Raw genomic sequence first — 19,236 nt, 5'->3', positions numbered from 1 at the left:
GATAAAGGAGACAGCGGACAGGCAATGAAGATTATTATTCAACGCTGTAAAGACGCTCAGGTAGAGGTTAATCAAAAGGTGGTAGGCAAGATCGGAACCGGATTGATGCTGCTGGTTGGTATTGGTCAGGGAGATACGGCGGCCGATGCCGTTTATTTGGCGGACAAAACAGCGGGATTACGTATATTTGATGATACTGAAGGCAAAATGAACGACAGTGTGTTGGATGTTGGCGGAGCTATTTTGTCCGTCTCTCAGTTTACGCTGTATGGTGACTGCCGTAAGGGCAGAAGACCGAACTTCATGGGGGCGGCCAAGCCTGAGGAAGCAGAGAAGCTGTATGATTTTTTTAACAGTCAGCTAAGAGCAAAAGGCTTGGAGGTCGAGACGGGAATTTTCGGGGCTATGATGGATGTGTCATTGACCAACTGGGGTCCGGTAACGCTGATTCTGGATAGCGAACGTTCGTAACGTGGAGCAGTATAAAATGACCGTTCTAGGGGAGGATAATGTCATCTCCGCTGGTGTTTAGCCAGATGGATAGCCTTAAGGGGACAGGAGAGACGAAGTCATGCGTCAAACCCCGAAAATGGACGGTTATCGAACTGCTGCACTTTTTTTTCCCGGTAGCATTCAGGAGGCAACCAACCTCACTCGTGAGAGTGATACGTTATTGCAGCATGTTGCAGCAGCTATGGACAAGCCGGGACGTGGCGCTTTGCCGCGCAGGTAGGGAAGGAGCCGAGAGGCTCCTTTTTCTTTTTCGCTGCTTCAAATTGTTATAAAAATAGATCAAGCGGGTAATAACAAAGCGTGATAGACAAATGAAAATTTGTCACAAACTTAACTTACAACTCATCTTGAGGATAACCGGAAAGGAGATCTGAACGATTATGAGTAAAATTGCGTTTTTGTTGGCCGATCAATTTGAGGATTCTGAAATGCAAGTGCCTTACGATGAATTAAAGAAAGCGGGACATGAGGCGGATATTATCGGGCTAAAACAAGGCGAAAAGGTGAACGGCAAGCAGGGAAAAGCAAGCTACACCATCGAAAAATCCATTGCGGATGTGGAGTCAAGTGACTATGATGCTGTCGTTATTCCCGGCGGATCATCCCCGGAAAATCTGCGTCTGAATGCGTATGTTCTAAAATTTGTGACTGAAATTAATGAAGCAAAGAAAACGATCGGCGCGATTTGCCACGGTCCGCAAATTTTGGCGAGCGCTGATTTGTTACAGGGACGAACGATTACAGCTTATCCTCCTTTGAAGGATGACTTGATTAATGCGGGTGCGCATTTTGAGGATCGCGAGGCGGTTGTGGACGGAAACTTTATTACGTCTCGTACACCTAAAGATGAGCCTGCTTTTGTGCGTGAGCTGTTGAAGGTACTGTAAATTTCACTGGAATTCATGCCTGTACAATCCCAATTTTGAGGAGGATTTGATATGGCAAAGCAAATTCAGGCTTATTTTCGCACTGAGGATGAAGCTGAGGGCGCCAGAGCTTCGCTCCAAGCCTATAGAACGGAGCATTTGGAAGTAGGTGCGCTGGATGATGTGCTCGGCAGGGACACGCGGGTATTAATCCCAATGCTGCCCTATAACAACACTGGCACTGCTGGCGCGGCGATACCTGTCGCTGGCGCTTATGGTGAGAACATTATTCCAGAGGCGGAGAATGGCGAGACTGACCGTGGCACTGCACGCAGGGATTTGAACGAAGACCGTAGCGGGACGACGGATCACGACACTAGGCTACTTCATGAAACAGACGTCTATATTAACGGTGATCAGGATGAGTTGCGGTATGTTTTGTCCGCGAAGGTGAATGATGCCGATTACGATGAGGTCATTTATAAGCTTCGTTCAAACCGCGGTTATGTAGCACGGCTGGATTAAAGCTGAAAAAATTGTCACAGGTTTGTCGACAAAATGAGGAATTGAGTTGTTATAGAAACGGCTGTAATGTAATTGTAACATTCAAAACATCATTCCTTAATATTCGTTGTTTATAATAACAGCATGACCCCCTTTTGATATATCTTTTGAACCTGCGGACCGTTTCCGCAGGTTATTTTCTTTTTTTAGGACTTATTTGTCTTATTGTGAAGGGAATGTCTTGACTTTGTCGAAGCGGTTCATTAAAATCATAAAATAATGAAAAATGATTTGATGACGGGACCAAGTACTCCGAATCCACAAGCGCAGAGAGGAATTTCCAGGCTGTAAAAATTCCCTTGATGAGCGGACGAATGACTTCCCCGAGAACAGACGGCGAACAATTGAGGAATACACGCTTAGAATACATGGTAATTGTACTGAACAGCGGATGATCCTGCATAATAGCCGTACTGCGCGTTACGGGCGTTATACGTATGAGCGGAGTCAGCGCAATGCTGACGGGCACTGAGCGTTTTTATGCTGGTTGTCTGGCAAACTCCGGAATGTGGGTGGTACCACGGGTGATTCGTAAACGACAATCTCTCGTCCCTGTTAATTTAACAGGGCGAGGGATTTTTTGTTTTATATTGAAACAAGAAATACACAGACGGGGGGATATGTTAATGGCCTTTCAAAAACCGACGGGAACGCAGGATTTGCTGCCGGGCAATGTAGAAAGATGGCAAGTTGTCGAGGAAAAAGCCCGTGAAATTAGCCGCCGCTTTAATTATCGTGAAATCCGTACACCGATGTTCGAGCAGACGAATTTGTTTGTTCGGGGTGTGGGTGAAACAACGGATGTGGTGGAAAAGGAAATGTACACCTTTGAGGATAAAGGGAAACGTAGTATGACTTTACGTCCGGAAGGGACAGCAGGCGTGGTTCGCTCCTATGTGGAGAACAAGCTGTACGGGGAGCCGGATGTAACGAAGCTGTATTATATCGGTCCAATGTTTCGCTATGAGCGTCCACAGGCTGGGCGTCAGCGCCAGTTCCACCAATTCGGTATTGAAGCTTTAGGTGCGGTAGATCCTGCACTGGACGCAGAGGTTATCGCTTTCGGGTATCAGTTCTGTCGTGAGCTGGGCTTGAAGGGGGTAAAGGTAGAGATTAACTCTGTCGGCAATGCAGCCAGTCGTGCAGCTTACCGTCAGCATCTGGTGGATTTCCTCTTGCCGATCAAGGATACGTTGACCAAGGAGAGCCAAGCGCGTATTGAGCGTAACCCGTTGCGAGTGCTGGATAGCAAGGATGACCAGGACAAATTTGGCGGTGCGCCTTCCATTTTGGATAGCTTGGACGAGGAATCAAGCACGCATTTTGAGAAGGTAAAGCAAAGTTTGGACGCTATGGGCGTGGAATATACAGTCAACCCGCGATTGGTACGGGGGCTGGATTACTATACGTTGACCGCGTTCGAATTCAAAGCCGAAGGAATTGGAGCCATTGACACCATCGGTGGAGGCGGACGCTACAACGGATTGGTTGGCGATCTGGGCGGACCGGATCAGCCGGGTATAGGCTTCGGCATCGGACTGGAGCGGATTCAGCTAATCTTGGAGCATCAGGGTGTCGAACTGAACGAAGCCAAGCCGCTGGATGTCTATATGGTGGCGTTGGGTGAAGCGGCAGAAACGGAAGTGACCAGACAGCTGTTCAAGCTGCGCCAAGCCGGATTTTCCGCAGAGCGAGATTACCTGGGTCGCAAAATGAAGGCACAGATGAAATCAGCAGATCGGTTTAAAGCACGCTATACAGCGATTTTGGGCGAGGATGAACTGGTTCGCGGTGAAATTGCACTGAAAAATATGGAAACTGGCGAACAGCGTACCGTCAAGCTGGATCAACTGGTGGAAGAGTTGGGTTAAAATCCAGACCCTCTTCTATCATCAACCACTAAAACAATAAACAGGAGTGTGTATTATGAAAAGGAGTCATCAATGCGGCGCATTAACCCATGCGCATATCGGAGAAACAGTTACATTGAACGGTTGGGTACAAACCCGTCGTGACCTGGGAGGCGTACTTTTTATCGACCTGCGTGACCGCAGCGGGATTGTACAAATCGTGTTTAACCCGGCATATTCCGGTGACGCGCTGCAAATCGCGGACCGTGTTCGTAGTGAATACGTGCTGGAGGTTACCGGTACTGTTGTCAAGCGGGATGCAGAAACCATTAACGCGAACCTGCCTACTGGTGAAATTGAAGTACGTATTACGGAAATTGAAGTATTGAATGCAGCCAAAACACCTCCGTTCTTCATTGAGGATGGCGTGGAAGTAGACGAGTCGCTGCGTTTGAAATACCGTTATCTGGACCTGCGTCGTCCTGAGATGCACCAGACGCTGAAACTGCGCTCCAAAGCGGCTAAGGTGTTCCGTGACTTCCTGGACGGCGAAGATTTCATCGAAGTGGAAACACCGATTTTGACGAAAAGCTCGCCGGAGGGTGCTCGTGACTATTTGGTGCCAAGCCGTGTGCATGAGGGAGAGTTCTTTGCATTGCCGCAATCGCCGCAAATTTACAAGCAATTGCTGATGGTGGGTGGCGTAGAGCGCTACTACCAAATTGCACGTTGTTTCCGCGATGAAGATTTGCGTGCTGACCGTCAGCCTGAATTTACTCAGGTCGACATTGAGACCTCCTTCATGCAACAGGATGACTTGCTGCCTATGATGGAGAAGCTTATGGTCAAACTGCTCAAAGAAACGATTGGTGTCGAGCTTGAAACACCGTTCCAACGGATTACACATGCAGATGCAATGGACAAGTACGGCTCTGACAAGCCGGATCTGCGTTTTGGCCTTGAGCTAATTAATGTCAATGATATCGTGGCAAGCAGCGGCGTGAAGGTATTTGCTTCTGTAATCGAAAAGGGCGGCGAGGTTAAAGTCCTCAATGCTAAGGGCTGTGGAACATGGAGCCGTAAGGACATTGATGATCTGGGTCCTTTTGCTGCACGTTATGGAGCTAAAGGCTTAGCTTGGATTCAAGTGAAGGAAGGTGAATTCAAGGGGCCTATCGTGAAATTCTTTACACCAGAAGAAATCGAAGCGCTGAAAGAGCGCACGGGAGCTGAAGAAGGCGATCTGCTGCTCTTCTCTGCGGATAACAAAAAAGTCGTAGCTGATGTGTTGGGTGCGCTTCGTCTGAAAATTGGCCGTCAATTGGGGCTGATCGACGACAACACATTCAAATTTGCATGGGTTGTAGACTTCCCGCTGCTCGGCTATGACGAAGATCAAAAACGTTATGTGGCGGAACACCATCCGTTCACGCGTCCGAAGGACGAAGACCTTGCCCTCTTGGATACAGAACCAGGTCAGGTTCGTGCCCAGGCTTATGATATCGTGCTGAACGGCTACGAAGTGGGCGGCGGTTCGATGCGGATTCACAAACGTGATGTTCAGGAAAAAATGTTCAATGCTCTCCGCCTGTCGCCGGAAGAAGTTCAAGATAAATTCGGTTACCTGTTGAATGCGTTCGAATATGGTGCGCCTCCACATGGAGGTATTGCCTTCGGTTTTGACCGTCTTGTGATGCTGCTTGCAGGCCGTACAAACCTGCGTGAAACGATTGCATTCCCGAAAACAGCTAGTGCGACAGACCTGCTTATGGATGCACCATCCGAAGTGGATCAAGCTCAATTGGAGCAGCTTCATATCCGTCTTGCTCCAAAGCCAGTTGCTCCTAAAGCTTAAGACGAACATTTGATTCTATAAGTGCCTTATTTGGGCCTGTGAATAGCGAAGAAAAATGCCATGAACCCGTTACCCTCTTATGGATAATGGGTTCGTGGTTTGTATGCATGGAGTTTAAGCATAGTGTCTAAATCAGTGAGGGAGGATATATACCATATGCTGCATCAATTTTCACGAACAGAGCTGGCCATCGGGACTGAGGGGCTGGAGGTTATGAAAAATAGCACAGTAGCCGTGCTAGGTATCGGTGGTGTCGGCTCCATTGCAGTGGAGGCGCTGGCGCGTACGGGTGTTGGACGCATCATTTTGATTGATAAAGATGTCGTAGATATTACTAATATTAATCGTCAAATTCATGCGTTGACGACAACGGTAGGCCAAAAAAAGGCTGATCTGATGGTAGAGCGTGTAAAGCTGATTAATCCTGAATGTGAAGCGATTGCACTGAACATGTTTTATACGGAAGAAACGTATGAGGAGCTGTTCAAGTACGATCTGGATTATGTGCTGGATGCCTCGGATACGATTATTTACAAAATTCATTTGATCAAGGAATGTCTGAAGCGGGGGATTCCGATGATCTCCAGTATGGGCGCGGCCAATAAAATGGACCCAAGTCGCTTTCAGGTGGCGGATATCTCTCAAACGAAAATGGACCCAATTGCCCGTGTAATCCGTACCAAGCTGCGTAAGGAAGGCATTACAAAAGGCGTTAAGGTCGTATTTTCGGATGAGGAACCGATGAAGCCGCGTGAAGAGATTACGAAAAAAATCGTACCTGCGAACGCACCCGAAATCCGGAAGGCGAAGCAGCCGCCTGCGAGTAATGCTTTTGTACCTCCCGTGGCAGGGTTGATCATGGTCAGTGTGGCTGTCAAGGATTTGTTAAACAACGCTGGCGTGTAAGTCTGAAAGTGGGTAATACGTTTGCTGTAAACAGATCGAACAACTTGCTGGAGGGTTTTGGTATGAAGGGTGGACTATGGTCCAGAAGTCTCGGTTTCAAACCCGAGCATCATTGGAAAAAGGAAGTGGTTGCTGGTGCCATTTCCTATTTTTCCGTTGTATATATTGTAATGGTCAATGCGACCATTTTGGCAGATGCCGGGATTCCATTACAAGGAGCAATGCTGGGTACACTGCTCACGTCGATTATCGGCTGCCTGCTTATGGCCTTTGGCGGAAAGTCCCCAATGGTTGTTGTACCAGGGATGGGGATTAATGCTTTTTTCACTTATACGCTTGTACATTCTATGAAGCTGAGCTGGCAGGAAGCATTGATGGTGGTCACCATTACAGGTATTATATTCGCCGTTGTTGCATTTACGTCCTTGTACAAGCTGATTAGCCAGGCGATTCCTCATAATTTACAGCACGGAATTACGGTAGGAATTGGTTTGTTTTTGACCTTTATCGGATTGCAAAAAAGCGGCATCGTGATTGCTCACCAAACGACTTTTGTCGCTATCGGCCATTTTAATGATCCGAAGGTCATCACGGCTTGTGTAACATTGCTGCTCGCTATTGTGTTGTTTGTGCGCAACGTGCAGGGAGGGCTGCTAATTAGTATTTTGGCAGGAACAGGACTTGCCTACGTACTGGGGGCTGTAGAACCGACAAGTGGAGTGCGAACCTCCGAAACAGTACGGCAGTATGGGCAACTGTTTGGTGAGCTATCCTTTTCAGGCATCGTTTCGGTAGCCTTCTGGATCGCTGTTTTTCTGCTACTGCTAATTGTTTTGTTCGAAAACATTGGGATGATTGCAGCGCAGACCAACATGATCGGAAGACCAGACACGTTCAAGAACAGCTTGCGAGTGCTGGCGGTAACCAATATTTTTGCCGGTATTTTAGGGAGCAGTCCTGCTGTAGCGGCTGCAGAATCGACGGCTGGTATTGCGGCAGGAGGTCGCTCAGGGGCGACACCGCTGGTAACTGCCATTTTATTCGGGGCAACCTTCTTTTTTATTCCGCTGCTAGCTTACATTCCGGATAGTGCCATTGCACCCGTGCTCATCATCATTGGCGGACTGATGGTGCAAAATGTGCGTGAGATGGATTTTAGTGATTTTACCGAGGCGTTTCCTGCATTTCTGATCATGGTAATGATGCCCTTTACTTATAGCATTGTAGACGGGATGGCATTTGGTTTTATTGCATACCCCGTAGCCAAGCTGGCAGCAGGGCGTGGCAAGGAAGTCCCTGTCGCTTTGTATATCATTTCTGTACTGTTTGTGGCGAACTTTGTGCTTCATTCTCTGGTGTAGTAAACTCAAAGTTAGGCTGTACCGTGTATGCCCGCGCAGAGCGCGGGTGTTCTTATTTTGGACAAGAATGGTCAGACAGGAAGCGAGGTTGATGATATATGGAAAAGGAGCATGATCTACAGCAAGATGAACACCAGGACGAGAAAAAGGAAAAGTCGGGGAAAAGACCTGATAAGGCTGGCATGGGCCGGTTTGTGAAATTGATTGCGAGTGCGCATCCTCCCAAGGCCATTCTTATTATCGCCCTGATCCTGACTCTGGTTCAGACGATTGCCGGTTTAATTGTACCGCTGATGACCAAGGGACTGATCGACGGTTTAACTTTTTCTTCACTGAATCGTATGGTCATTTTTGGCCTGCTGGGTGCTTTTGTGCTCCAGGCTGTGGCTTCAGCGGTTTCCATTTATATGTTGAATTATGCCGGACATAAAATTGTAGCTAATTTACGTAAACGCTTATGGCATAAAATTTTGTCTCTTCCCATTCCTTATTTTGACCGGAACCGTTCCGGAGATACGATGAGTCGTGTCACCAATGATACAAGCCTAATTATGAACCTGATTACGGAGTATCTTGTGAATCTGATTTCTAACGTGATTGCCATTATTGGCGGTATTGCCTTGTTGTTTTATCTCGATTGGGTCATGACGCTCATCATTATGGCTATCGTTCCGTTAACAGCGTTGATTTTGTTTCCCGTGGGCAGGAAAATGTACCGTATCTCCAAAAAGCAGCAGGATGAGATGGCTGATCTGACCTCGGTACTGAGTCAAGTTATTGGAGAAATCAGGCTGGTAAAGGCGTACGGAACCGAAAGCAGAGAGGCACAGGCTGGGGAGGATCGTATTTACCGGATGTTCCGCTTTGGCTTGCAGGAATCTCGCATTTTGGCGCTGGTAGGTCCAATCTCTACTTTTTTGCTGACTGCTGTACTCGTTATTATTTTGGGTGTTGGTGGTGTTCGTGTCGCATCGGGTGTGCTGACTGCCGGGGATTTGGTAGCTTTTATTTTGCTGCTGTTTCAAGTGATTACACCGATGGCCCAGTTCACGACCTTGTATTCACGTCTGCAAAAGGTGGTGGGAGCCACGGAACGAATTCAGACTATTTTGGATCATGAAGAGGAACCGCTGGAATTGAAGCAGGAAGCGACAAAAGAGAGCAAGGATATCGTGCTGCGTGATGTTGCCTTTTCCTATACCGAAGGTGAAGAGGTTCTTCATCATGCCAGCTTGGTCATTCCGGCTAACCGGACAACTGCATTTGTTGGACCGAGCGGGAGCGGCAAGTCCACTCTGTTTTCGTTGCTGGAGCGTTTTTATATACCAGATACAGGAGAGATTCGTTATGGAGAGGAACCGATATCATTGTATACATTATCCTCCTGGCGCTCCAAAATCGGCTATGTGTCTCAGGAAAGCTCGATGATGACTGGAACGGTCAGAGATAACATCACGTATGGCTTGGGACGGGAAGCTGACCTGGAGGAAGTGAGACAAGCAGCCACGATGGCGTATGCGGATGCATTTATTATGGATTTACCGCAAGGCTATGAGACTGAGGTGGGTGAGCGGGGGATGAAGCTCTCCGGTGGGCAACGTCAACGGATTGCCATTGCTCGTGCGCTTCTGCGTAGCCCGGATATTCTTATGCTGGACGAGGCTACATCCAGTCTGGACAGCTCTTCCGAGCATGAGGTGCAGAAAGCGCTGGCGAATCTGATGGAAGGACGAACGACGATTGTCATCGCTCACCGTTTGTCTACTGTGGTTCATTCCGATCAGATTATCGTGTTAGACAAGGGGAAGGTGACCGGTGCAGGAACCCATGCGGAGCTGATTGAGTCCCATGAAGTGTACCGAGAGCTGGCTCAGAAGCAGTTTGTGGAGATGGGGGAGAGGAGTATGGAGCATTAGAGGCCGCTTCGCGTGTGATTTGATCCTCCGATCGCTGTTGCCTCTGAATTCCTCTGATTGTAATGAGAACAAGGGTGGAATTCAGAGGCAAAGGCGAACGCTCCGCTTCTTCGGATTCAAATCACCCGCTTCGCTGATGCCGCAAAGGTCCATACTTTGATGGAAGGGCAGGGAAGGTCAAGGGCAAGGGCAAGGTTCAAGGATATAAGAGCAAGAGCATCTGAGAAGGAACAAAGAAATAATTGTGCGGAATTAGTTTTTCCAAAATCTTGACGAAAAGGTTTTATAAAGATATTTAACAAGGAATCAGGGAGTTTTTTGAAGCTGTATGACATACAACATATAGAGTTGGCTAAAATGGTGCTAGACTAAAATATGACATTTTCGCAAGCAAGCTGTATCGAGGGATAGAAAGGAATGGGGTCAAGAATGAGCAAACCGAGAGTATTGGTCGTTGATGATGAAAACGCTATCAGAAAATTGATTAAAACGGTTCTTGAAGCCGATGGAATGGTTGTGCTTCAGGCTGAAAACGGCATGGAAGCCATGCGGATGATTAGCGAGGAGCCATTCGATCTCGTCCTCCTGGACATTATGATGGAAAATGTTGATGGCTATGATGTGCTTGGTCAAACGCGCAATATGGGCATCCATACGCCAATCATTTTTCTGAGCGGGAAAAAAGAAGACACAGATCAGATCATTGGACTTGGACTTGGGGCAGATGCCTATGTTACCAAGCCATTTAGTCCTCCTGTGCTTTGTGCTCAGGTAAAGAACCAGATTAAAAGATATCGCCAGTTTCAGGAATCAAAACAACAAGCCTTACACATTGCGTTGGGACCATTTCTATTCAATCATCATACCTATACGTTTCAAAAAAATAATCAGGAAATCGCGTTGTCATCAAAAGAATTACAACTCATGAAATTTTTTATGGAGCACCCCAATCAGGTCTTCTCGAAAGAACAGCTATATCAAAACATCTGGAAAGATACGGTTGTCGATAATAATACGATTATGGTCTATATCAGACACCTGCGGACCAAAATTGAGGAAAATCCCACGAATCCGAAATATATCAAAACCGTCTGGGGAATCGGGTATCGTTTTTCCGTTGAAAGATAGATTAGCTATACACGATCCAATTACATACGTTCTCTTGAAAGCGCGCCGATGGACCCGGGGGGCTTTTTTTCTATGGCTGATTATTTCTCTATCCAACGAACACATTCTCCGCTGCGGTGAGTTTGTCATGCTCGTCGAGATCTTTTAGCCTACCTCAAACACATTGAAAGCGCTGACATATTTTTGTCACATGGTTCTTAAAAACATTTAAGGATTAATCAGAATACTTTAAGATTTTCTTTTTACAATTTAGTTATCTCGAATCATCCATTGAAAACGTTTTACTACAAAGTCTTGTAAACCCCTGGACTAGTGATTGATTCGAGGATAAAACGCAGATTGATCATCTAGGAGGCGATCAAGTGGTTACTAATCATCTACAAGAAGCCGCAGAGCTTAAGCTACAGCCACGAACAGAGTCCAAATGGCAAAAGGTGTTGAATTACAAGATTGGAGGGGTCATTCCTGCAGGTCTTTACATCCCGTTTATGGCTGTTATCTACTTGCTGATGAACTCTGGAAAGCTCGATAGTGATATGCCTGGGGCTGTATCTGTCATGGTGTTGTATGGCTTTATTCTGGCGGAAATCGGAAAGCGAATTCCGATTCTGAAGGATATCGGTGGTGCTGCCATTATGGCAACGTTTGTTCCATCTTACATGGTGTATGCTCATCTTCTCCCGCAGTCAGCAATTGATTCCGTTACTGTCTTTATGGATAATACCAATTTCCTGTATGTGTACATCGCAATTGTTATCGCTGGCAGTATCCTTGGCATGAACCGGGAACTCATGATAAAAGCGGTCGTGAGATTGGCTGTCCCTTTGACGATCGGCTCCATTCTCGGAACAGGCGTCGGTTTGCTTACCGGTGTGGCTTTGGGAATCCCTGCGTATGATACCTTGTTTTACATCCTTGTTCCTATCATGGCAGGAGGCGTTGGTGAAGGGGCGATTCCACTCTCTATCGGCTACGCCCAAATTTTAGGTTCAACCCAAGGTGAACAATTTGCCATGGTTATTCCTGCGGTCATGTTGGGTAGCTTGTGTGCTATTATCCTGTCCGGCTTGTTGAAAAAACTGGGGGATAGAAAACCAGAACTTACCGGTAACGGCACGCTGCTCAAAACAGGGGATAGCGATGTTTTGGGACTTGCAGAGGATAAAAACAAAAAACCGCTTGATCTATATCAAATGGCAGCCGGAGCCATTTTAGCTATCGCATTCTTCATGGTAGGAACCTTAGCCGCTGAGTTAGTTGGCCTGCCTGGTCCGATCGTAATGCTCTTTGCGGCATTCCTGGCCAAATATTTTGGCTGGTTGCCTAAATTCCTTGAAGACGGAGCGCAACAGATGCAACGTTTCTTTGTGATCGCCGTAACGTACCCGCTCCTGCTTGCGGTAGGTGTCGCTAAAACACCATGGGAGGCACTGATTTCTGTAATTAGCCCTGCTTATTTCATCACCATTTTTGTAACTGTATTGACCGTGGTTGCGAGTGGATATTTTGCGGGTAAATGGATGAAAATGTATCCGGTTGAAGCTGCGATTATTACTTCTACCCGATGCAGCCAAGGCGGAACAGGGGATGTTGCGATTCTCTCTGCAGCCGATAGAATGGTACTCATGCCATTTGCCCAGGTATCTACACGTCTCGGTGGTGCAGCAACGGTAACACTTGCTATTTTCCTGCTGCGATACCTTACACATTAAGATAGTGAAATCTTAAAAAAAATTAATAATTTGACAGGATACTTTAAGATCTTGTCATTACAATGAAGTTGTCTTGAGACACCATTTAGTAGACGAACGTGAATGACTGATATAATCGGAAGCGAACTAGTCCCTAGCACTAGGGATAGGGAATGATGGGCTACTAGCTCGATGGAGATGGTAAAGCAGGATGAGATTTCAACGAGAGATACTGTTTCATTATCGAAGCCATTTTTCATTCATCACGATGCTAGCGCTTCCGATTTCTTTTCTAGTTCTGCTGTGGATGGCCTACGGCTCGTATATGGACGGAGAACGTACCGTAATTGAACAGCAGCAGGAACAATTGCTAACGATTGCCAAGCTAAACAGCACGTCTATTGAATCATTTTTCGACGAACAGATGCACACGCTGCAAATATTGGCAGGCAACCGGCAGATGTCGCTCGCTATAGCAAATAAGAATGAAACTGTGATTGACGAAAACCTATCTGCTTATTATACCGCCAAAAAAGATAGCATTTATCGGATTAGCCAGGTGAATCTGGAAGGGAGAGTGGTACACACTTTACCCAAGCGCAATCGTACGGATGCGATGAAAGCCTATGAATTAATCAAGGATGATATTCAAAGGGTGCTGCGAGAAAAAAAACCGTTCATCGCAAGTGCCAAGCTGGAGAAGCAAGGCCACTATATTGTGCATCTGTTCCAGCCTGTTTATCTCGATGGGAAATTTCAAGGCGCGCTCATCAGTGTGGTAAATCTGAACGCTGTGTATGAGAAGCTGTTGAAGCCGATTCGCGTGGGGACCAAAGGTTATATCCACGTCAAGGATCAGCAAGGCCACTATCTCATGCACCCAAGCGAAGAAAATATCGGGTTATCGCTATCAGCGATGAAAGCCAAATACCCGGGGCTTGATTACCGCGACCTGGAGAAACTGTTCAAAATGCAGCTTACTCAGGAACAAGGCTCAGCTTTCTACCATTCGTACTGGTGGGGCGACAAATTCTATACCAAGACGAAAAAGATTGAGGCATTTTCCCGTGTTCATCTCGGTGACTCGTTTTGGGTGGTTGCCGCCGCCATGAACTACGATGATGTCAGAGAGCCGATTGCACAGAATCGAATTAAAACCATTGAGATTTTTTCAATGATCGTCCTGACGCTGGCTTGTGCCGTTTATATCATCATGAGGACGAAGAAAAATAAAGAGGCTCTGGAATACGAGACGAGGTATTTGCGGGAACTGAATAACAAAAACGAGCTGCTGAGAAAAAAGGATCTACAATTACAGCACTCGCAGAAGCTACAGTTGATTGGCACGCTATCAGGGGAAATCGCCCATGATTTCAATAATTTTCTGACTCCTATCAGAGGCTATGCAGAAATCATGCTTAGCAGTATAGATCCTACTGAAGAAATTTATGATTATGTCAGTGAGATTTATGATGCTTCCGAGAAAGCAAGAGTGATCATCGAGGAAATCCTGCTATTGAGCCGGCTGGAGAGTGGAAAGGTCAAGAAAAACGCTCCGGTCAAAGTTGAAGAGCAGGTCGAAGAGGCACTGGGACTCATAAAATCCTTCCTCTCGCCCAAAGTGAGTGCTGTGTTCAATAAACGGGTAGATTCAGCCGTTATTTTTGCAAATAAAGTACAGATCCATCAAGTCATTATGAATCTGTGCAACAATGCCTATCAAGCAATGAAAACTGCCGGTGGCGAACTAAAAATCATATTGGATACCATTCCCTTGCAAGAGGTAAAAAAAATCCGCGAGAACGTCCTGGAAGTCAGCGATTACGTTACTTTATCTGTCTCGGATACGGGTAGAGGGATGAGTGACGACACCTTGCAGAAAATCTTTGATCCTTTTTTCACAACCAAACCGGCAGGAGAGGGTACGGGGCTTGGATTGTATATCGTCCAAAGCATTCTCGAAAAACATCAAGGATTTATTACCGTGGATTCGGAGCTGGGCAAGGGGAGTGCGTTTACGGTGTATCTGCCGAAAACGGAGTTTGTAGCAAAAGAGACAGAGATCAATATGAACCCTGTGTTTACGGAACAAAAGCGCATTCTTTTGGTCGATGATAAACAGCGCGTATTGAAAGCGATGAGAAGAGGACTGGAATCGTATGGTTTCTATGTTGAGACAGAATCAGACAGTGTGGAAGCATTGCAGCGGTTTGAAAAGTCTCCAAACCATTACGATCTGGTCATTACGGATCAGGCAATGCCTTATCTGACTGGTACGGAATTGGCTGAACGTATCAAGGTAATCAACCCAAGTATGAAGATCATCCTGATTACCGGTTATGTCGAGGATCATGTGGTGGCATACAAGGAGAGATTGATCATTGATGAATACATGTGTAAGCCTGTAGCAGGTTCAGATATGGCACAAATGATTTATAAGGTTCTGCAATCCTGAAGATGGGGAGTATCTACCATCCAATTGGCAAAAGAGGTGTAGACATTGATTATTCAGCAAGTAGGCATGGCCGGTACACTGGAATCAAGCGATATTACGATTTCCATCGAGCCGAACGGGACGAAAGGTATTGAAATCGAGTTGAAAAGTACCGTAGAGAATCAGTTCGGGAACCAGATTCGCAAAGTGATTCTCGAAACATTACAAGGAATGGGCATTGAACATGCATATGTCCGCGCGAATGATAAAGGCGCACTGGATTGCGCCATTAAGGCTAGAGTAATGACAGCCGTAAGCAGAGTGGTCGACGGCGACTGCCGACCATGGGAGGCGGAATAGATGCAGAAGCTGAGAAGGACCATGTTGTATGTTCCAGGGAATAACCCAGGGATGATCCGGGACGCTCATATCTATGGGGCAGATTCGATTATGATCGACCTTGAGGATTCCGTTTCCCTATACGAAAAAGATGCGGCACGTTTGCTGGTGTACCAGGCGCTGAAAACCTTTGATTTCGGGGGCATCGAGGTGCTGGTCAGGGTCAACCCACTCAATACGCCGTATGGCAGAGACGATTTTGAAGCGATTGTACGAGCGCAGCCAACTGCCATTCGATTGCCGAAAACGGAGACCGCCGATGACGTGATTGAGGCGGATGAATTGATTACCGAAATTGAACAAAAGATCGGCATGGAGCATGGGACAATCAAGCTTTTTGCAGCGGTTGAGAGTGGCAAGGGCGCATTGAATGCGGCGCAAATTGCAGTTGCCAGCAAGCGGCTGATCGGCATCGCCATTGGAGCGGAGGATTTTGTCACAGACCTGAAGACAACGCGCTCGCCAGAAGGCATTGAGCTATTGACAGCACGAAGCCTTATATTATTTGCGGCAAGAGCTGCTGGCATTGCTGCTGTCGATACAGTCTACTCGGATGTAAATAATGAGGAAGGCTTTGCGAGCGAGGTGAAGCTGATCAAACAGCTGGGCTTTGATGGCAAATCCATTATTAACCCACGTCAGATCGAGATTGTAAACCGCATCTATACGCCAACAGAAGCAGAGATCAAAAAATCAAAGCGGATCATTGAAGCCAGTCTCGAAGCGGAGGCCAAAGGCTCAGGTGTGATCAGTCTCGACGGTAAAATGATTGACCGTCCGATTGTAGAACGTGCACGTAGAATACTTGACCTGGCGGAAGCGGCAAAAATAAACGTAGAGTAAGGTGGATGTTATGCTAAACGGTGCTGGGAGAGAAATTCCTCTAGCTATTGAGGGACTTGATGGGATAACTCCCTTTGATCGCAAATCGACTTACGGGCAATTTAAAAATACAGAGCGGTTAAAAGACCGCCAGCAAAATCCTGCCAAAAACAAAATCATGGATTCGATGGAGAAAGCCATTGAAGCTACAGGCTTGCGTAATGGGATGACGATCTCGTTCCACCACCATTTCCGCAACGGGGACTTTATCTTGAATATGGTTATGGATCAAATCGCCAAAATGGGTATTCGTGATCTCGTCCTGGCAGCCAGTTCCTTGACGGATATTCATGCGCCGTTGGTAGAGCATGTGCGAAACGGTGTCATCCGCAGAATCGAGACCAGTGGCCTTAGAGGCGAGCTGGCTCAGGCATATTCCTACGGATGGTTTGATATTCCGGTGACAATTAACTCTCACGGAGGTCGCGCAAGAGCGATTGCATCAGGGGAATGCCCGATTGACGTAGCCTTTTTGGGTGCTCCTTCTTGTGATGCATACGGCAATGCAAACGGAACTTCCAGCGTAAACGAAGCTCCATCGGCATGCGGCTCCCTGGGTTATGCCATGGTAGATGCACAGTATGCGCGCAATGTTGTGATAATCACGGACAATTTGGTCTCCTATCCGAACACTCCATTCGCCATTCCTGAAACCCAGGTGGATTATGTGGTCGTCGTGGATCGCATCGGTGATCAGAAAGGGATTGTCTCAGGGGCTACCCGTTACACGAAGAATCCGAAGGAACTGTTAATTGCCAAAAACGCGGCAGATGTGATTGAAGCATCCGGATATTTCGTGGATGGATTCTCATTGCAAACCGGCTCCGGGGGTGCTGCGCTTGCAACGACCAGATTTCTGCGGGAAAAAATGCTTGCCGCCAATATCAAAGCAAGCTTTGCGCTGGGGGGTATTACCCAACAAATCGTTGACCTGCATGAAGAAGGATTGATTGAAAAGCTTTTGGACGTGCAGAGCTTCGACCTGCGTGCCGTAGAATCGCTGAGAAAGAACAAATTCCATCAACAAATTAGTGCGGAATATTATGCAAGCCCTGAAAATATAGGCTGCGCTGCTCACCAACTGGATGTTGTTGTGTTGAGTGCGCTGGAGATTGATCTGAATTTTAATGTGAACGTAATTACCGGGTCCGATGGGGTCATCCGTGGAGCTTCCGGCGGACACTGCGACACTGCCGCAGGCGCTGCAGTATCCATCATCGTCGCTCCGCTGATTCGCGGAAGAATGCCTGCCATTCTTGATCGTGTAAATACCATTATCACACCAGGTCATACGGTTGACGTACTGGTTACCGATCAGGGCATCGCTGTGAACCCTCTCCGCCAGGATCTCCTGGCTGGCTTCAAAGCCGCCAAGCTACCTGTCTTCACGATCGAAGAGTTGCAAGAGAAGGCTACGCGGATTGTCGGCAAACCAGAGCCGATTCAATGGGAAGATAAAATTGTGGGTGTGATCAAATATCGTGATGGTTCCGTAATTGATGTCATTCGTCAAGTGAAACAAGGACGCTAAAATTATAAACCAAGAGGAGGAAGTATTGAGCAGCTGCTCAGTACAAACAAACTTATGAGTATAAAAGAAGCCGCCTTACAGGCACACCGCGTAAGAAATGGTAAGCTGGAGATTACAGGGACAGTACCGGTCGTTAGTAAAGAGGATTTAGCGATAGCTTATACACCTGGCGTTGCCGAGCCATGCAAGGAAATCGCTAAAGATAAGAGCAAAGCCTATGAATACACGATTAAAGGGAGCACCGTGGCGATTCTGACGAATGGGACAGCCGTGCTGGGTCTGGGGGATATTGGCCCTGAGGCAGGGCTGCCTGTCATTGAGGGCAAGGCCTTGTTGCTCAAAGAATTTGGCGGGGTGAATGCGTACCCTATCTGTATCGACAGCACTGATCCAGACGAGTTTGTGCGCACGGTTGAAGTGATCGCTCCAGGCTTTGGAGGCATTCATCTTGAAGACATCAAGGCGCCAGAATGCTTCTATATTGAAGACAAATTAAAAGAAAAACTGAACATTCCGGTTTATCATGATGATCAGCATGGAACGGCAGTTGCTGTGCTTGCAGGGTTATGTAATGCCTTGAAACTTGTGGGCAAAAAAATGGAGGATGTGCGCATCCTCATCAATGGAGCAGGAGCTTCGGGTATTGCCACCGCCAAGCTATTGCTTGCTGCAGGAGCGAACCGCATGGTTCTATGCGATATCAATGGTGCCTTGGTCGAAGGCGACACCTCTCTCAATGAACCTCAGCAGCAAATCGCCAAGCTGACGAATCGTGATAAAGAAACAGGCAGCCTTGCAGAAGTCATCAAAGGTAAGGACATCTTTATCGGCTTATCGGTTGCAGATGTGATGACCAAAGAAATGGTGCAAACCATGAGCAATGAAAGCATCATTTTTGCCCTTGCCAATCCAATTCCAGAAATTTTGCCGGAGGAAGCACACAAAGGCGGAGCAAGAATTGTAGCGACCGGCAGATCGGATTTTCACAACCAAATCAATAACCTGCTGGCATTCCCCGGTATTTTCAGAGGCGCGTTTGATGCCAAAGCCACGGACATCACGATGGAAATGAAATTAGCGGCAGCCACAAGCATTGCAGATCTGGTAACAGACGAGGAGCTTGATGATACCTATATCGTTCCAGATGCGATTGACAAAAGAGTAAGTGCAGCAGTTAGTAAAGCAGTAAAAATCGTCGCAGAACAAAGCGGCGTTGTAAGAAAATAAAGACATTGTCTTCTCAGAACAAATAAACAGAATGCGCATCCTATCCTTTCGCTTGCAGAGTGTGGGATGCGTCATTCTGCTTATTCTGACTTTCATGCAGGAAAACGGTGATT

The 19,236-nt window shown here is 47.0% G+C and carries 16 protein-coding genes; all 16 read left to right on the top strand.

The genetic code is table 11. The features are described 5' to 3' along the window. Nucleotides 1–24: 24 nt before the first annotated feature. The 16 genes from dtd to HPL003_RS26765 all read left to right on the top strand — a co-directional run bounded on the left by dtd (nt 25) and on the right by HPL003_RS26765 (nt 19,123). Nucleotides 25–471, top strand: coding sequence for a D-aminoacyl-tRNA deacylase (gene dtd / locus HPL003_RS26835; protein WP_014282968.1), 447 nt, complete (start codon nt 25–27; stop codon nt 469–471). Between the two features lie 100 nt (nt 472–571). Next, entirely contained in the window at nt 572–733 is a 162-nt protein-coding gene (locus HPL003_RS29365) for a hypothetical protein (RefSeq protein ID WP_014282967.1), read from the top strand. 160 nt (nt 734–893) lie between these two features. Continuing rightward, complete coding sequence (locus HPL003_RS26830; protein ID WP_014282966.1) at nt 894–1,400, top strand: type 1 glutamine amidotransferase domain-containing protein; 507 nt, start codon at nt 894–896, stop codon at nt 1,398–1,400. Between the two features lie 51 nt (nt 1,401–1,451). Next, on the top strand, nt 1,452–1,904 hold the full coding sequence (locus HPL003_RS26825; protein WP_014282965.1) for a hypothetical protein: 453 nt from the start codon (nt 1,452–1,454) through the stop codon (nt 1,902–1,904). 665 nt (nt 1,905–2,569) lie between these two features. Continuing rightward, nucleotides 2,570–3,814: a histidine--tRNA ligase gene (hisS, locus tag HPL003_RS26820; RefSeq protein WP_014282964.1), complete on the top strand. Its 1,245-nt coding sequence runs from the start codon at nt 2,570–2,572 to the stop codon at nt 3,812–3,814. 55 nt (nt 3,815–3,869) lie between these two features. Further along, on the top strand, nt 3,870–5,648 hold the full coding sequence (gene aspS, locus HPL003_RS26815; RefSeq protein WP_014282963.1) for an aspartate--tRNA ligase: 1,779 nt from the start codon (nt 3,870–3,872) through the stop codon (nt 5,646–5,648). 156 nt (nt 5,649–5,804) lie between these two features. Continuing rightward, nucleotides 5,805–6,554, top strand: coding sequence for a tRNA threonylcarbamoyladenosine dehydratase (locus HPL003_RS26810; protein ID WP_014282962.1), 750 nt, complete (start codon nt 5,805–5,807; stop codon nt 6,552–6,554). A 62-nt stretch (nt 6,555–6,616) separates the two neighbouring features. Further along, nucleotides 6,617–7,915: an NCS2 family permease gene (locus HPL003_RS26805; protein WP_014282961.1), complete on the top strand. Its 1,299-nt coding sequence runs from the start codon at nt 6,617–6,619 to the stop codon at nt 7,913–7,915. Nucleotides 7,916–8,013: 98 nt separating this feature from the next. After that, complete coding sequence (locus HPL003_RS26800; RefSeq protein WP_014282960.1) at nt 8,014–9,831, top strand: ABC transporter ATP-binding protein; 1,818 nt, start codon at nt 8,014–8,016, stop codon at nt 9,829–9,831. 429 nt (nt 9,832–10,260) lie between these two features. Then, on the top strand, nt 10,261–10,959 hold the full coding sequence (locus HPL003_RS26795) for a response regulator transcription factor (RefSeq protein ID WP_010347621.1): 699 nt from the start codon (nt 10,261–10,263) through the stop codon (nt 10,957–10,959). A 362-nt stretch (nt 10,960–11,321) separates the two neighbouring features. Continuing rightward, nucleotides 11,322–12,671: a 2-hydroxycarboxylate transporter family protein gene (locus HPL003_RS26790; RefSeq protein WP_014282959.1), complete on the top strand. Its 1,350-nt coding sequence runs from the start codon at nt 11,322–11,324 to the stop codon at nt 12,669–12,671. Nucleotides 12,672–12,861: 190 nt separating this feature from the next. Further along, on the top strand, nt 12,862–15,105 hold the full coding sequence (locus HPL003_RS26785; protein WP_014282958.1) for a sensor histidine kinase: 2,244 nt from the start codon (nt 12,862–12,864) through the stop codon (nt 15,103–15,105). Nucleotides 15,106–15,150: 45 nt separating this feature from the next. Further along, entirely contained in the window at nt 15,151–15,444 is a 294-nt protein-coding gene (gene citD, locus HPL003_RS26780; protein ID WP_014282957.1) for a citrate lyase acyl carrier protein, read from the top strand. Then, nucleotides 15,445–16,326 (top strand): citrate (pro-3S)-lyase subunit beta, encoded by an 882-nt coding sequence (gene citE / locus HPL003_RS26775; protein WP_014282956.1) that lies wholly within the window; start codon nt 15,445–15,447, stop codon nt 16,324–16,326. Between the two features lie 10 nt (nt 16,327–16,336). Next, on the top strand, nt 16,337–17,896 hold the full coding sequence (citF, locus tag HPL003_RS26770) for a citrate lyase subunit alpha (RefSeq protein WP_014282955.1): 1,560 nt from the start codon (nt 16,337–16,339) through the stop codon (nt 17,894–17,896). A 54-nt stretch (nt 17,897–17,950) separates the two neighbouring features. Beyond that, nucleotides 17,951–19,123 (top strand): NAD(P)-dependent malic enzyme, encoded by a 1,173-nt coding sequence (locus HPL003_RS26765; RefSeq protein ID WP_014282954.1) that lies wholly within the window; start codon nt 17,951–17,953, stop codon nt 19,121–19,123. The last annotated feature ends 113 nt before the right edge of the window (nt 19,124–19,236 follow it).

This window comes from Paenibacillus terrae HPL-003, from assembly GCF_000235585.1.
Classification (GTDB): domain Bacteria; phylum Bacillota; class Bacilli; order Paenibacillales; family Paenibacillaceae; genus Paenibacillus; species Paenibacillus terrae_B.
This window is presented reverse-complemented; position numbering and strand designations above follow the sequence as displayed.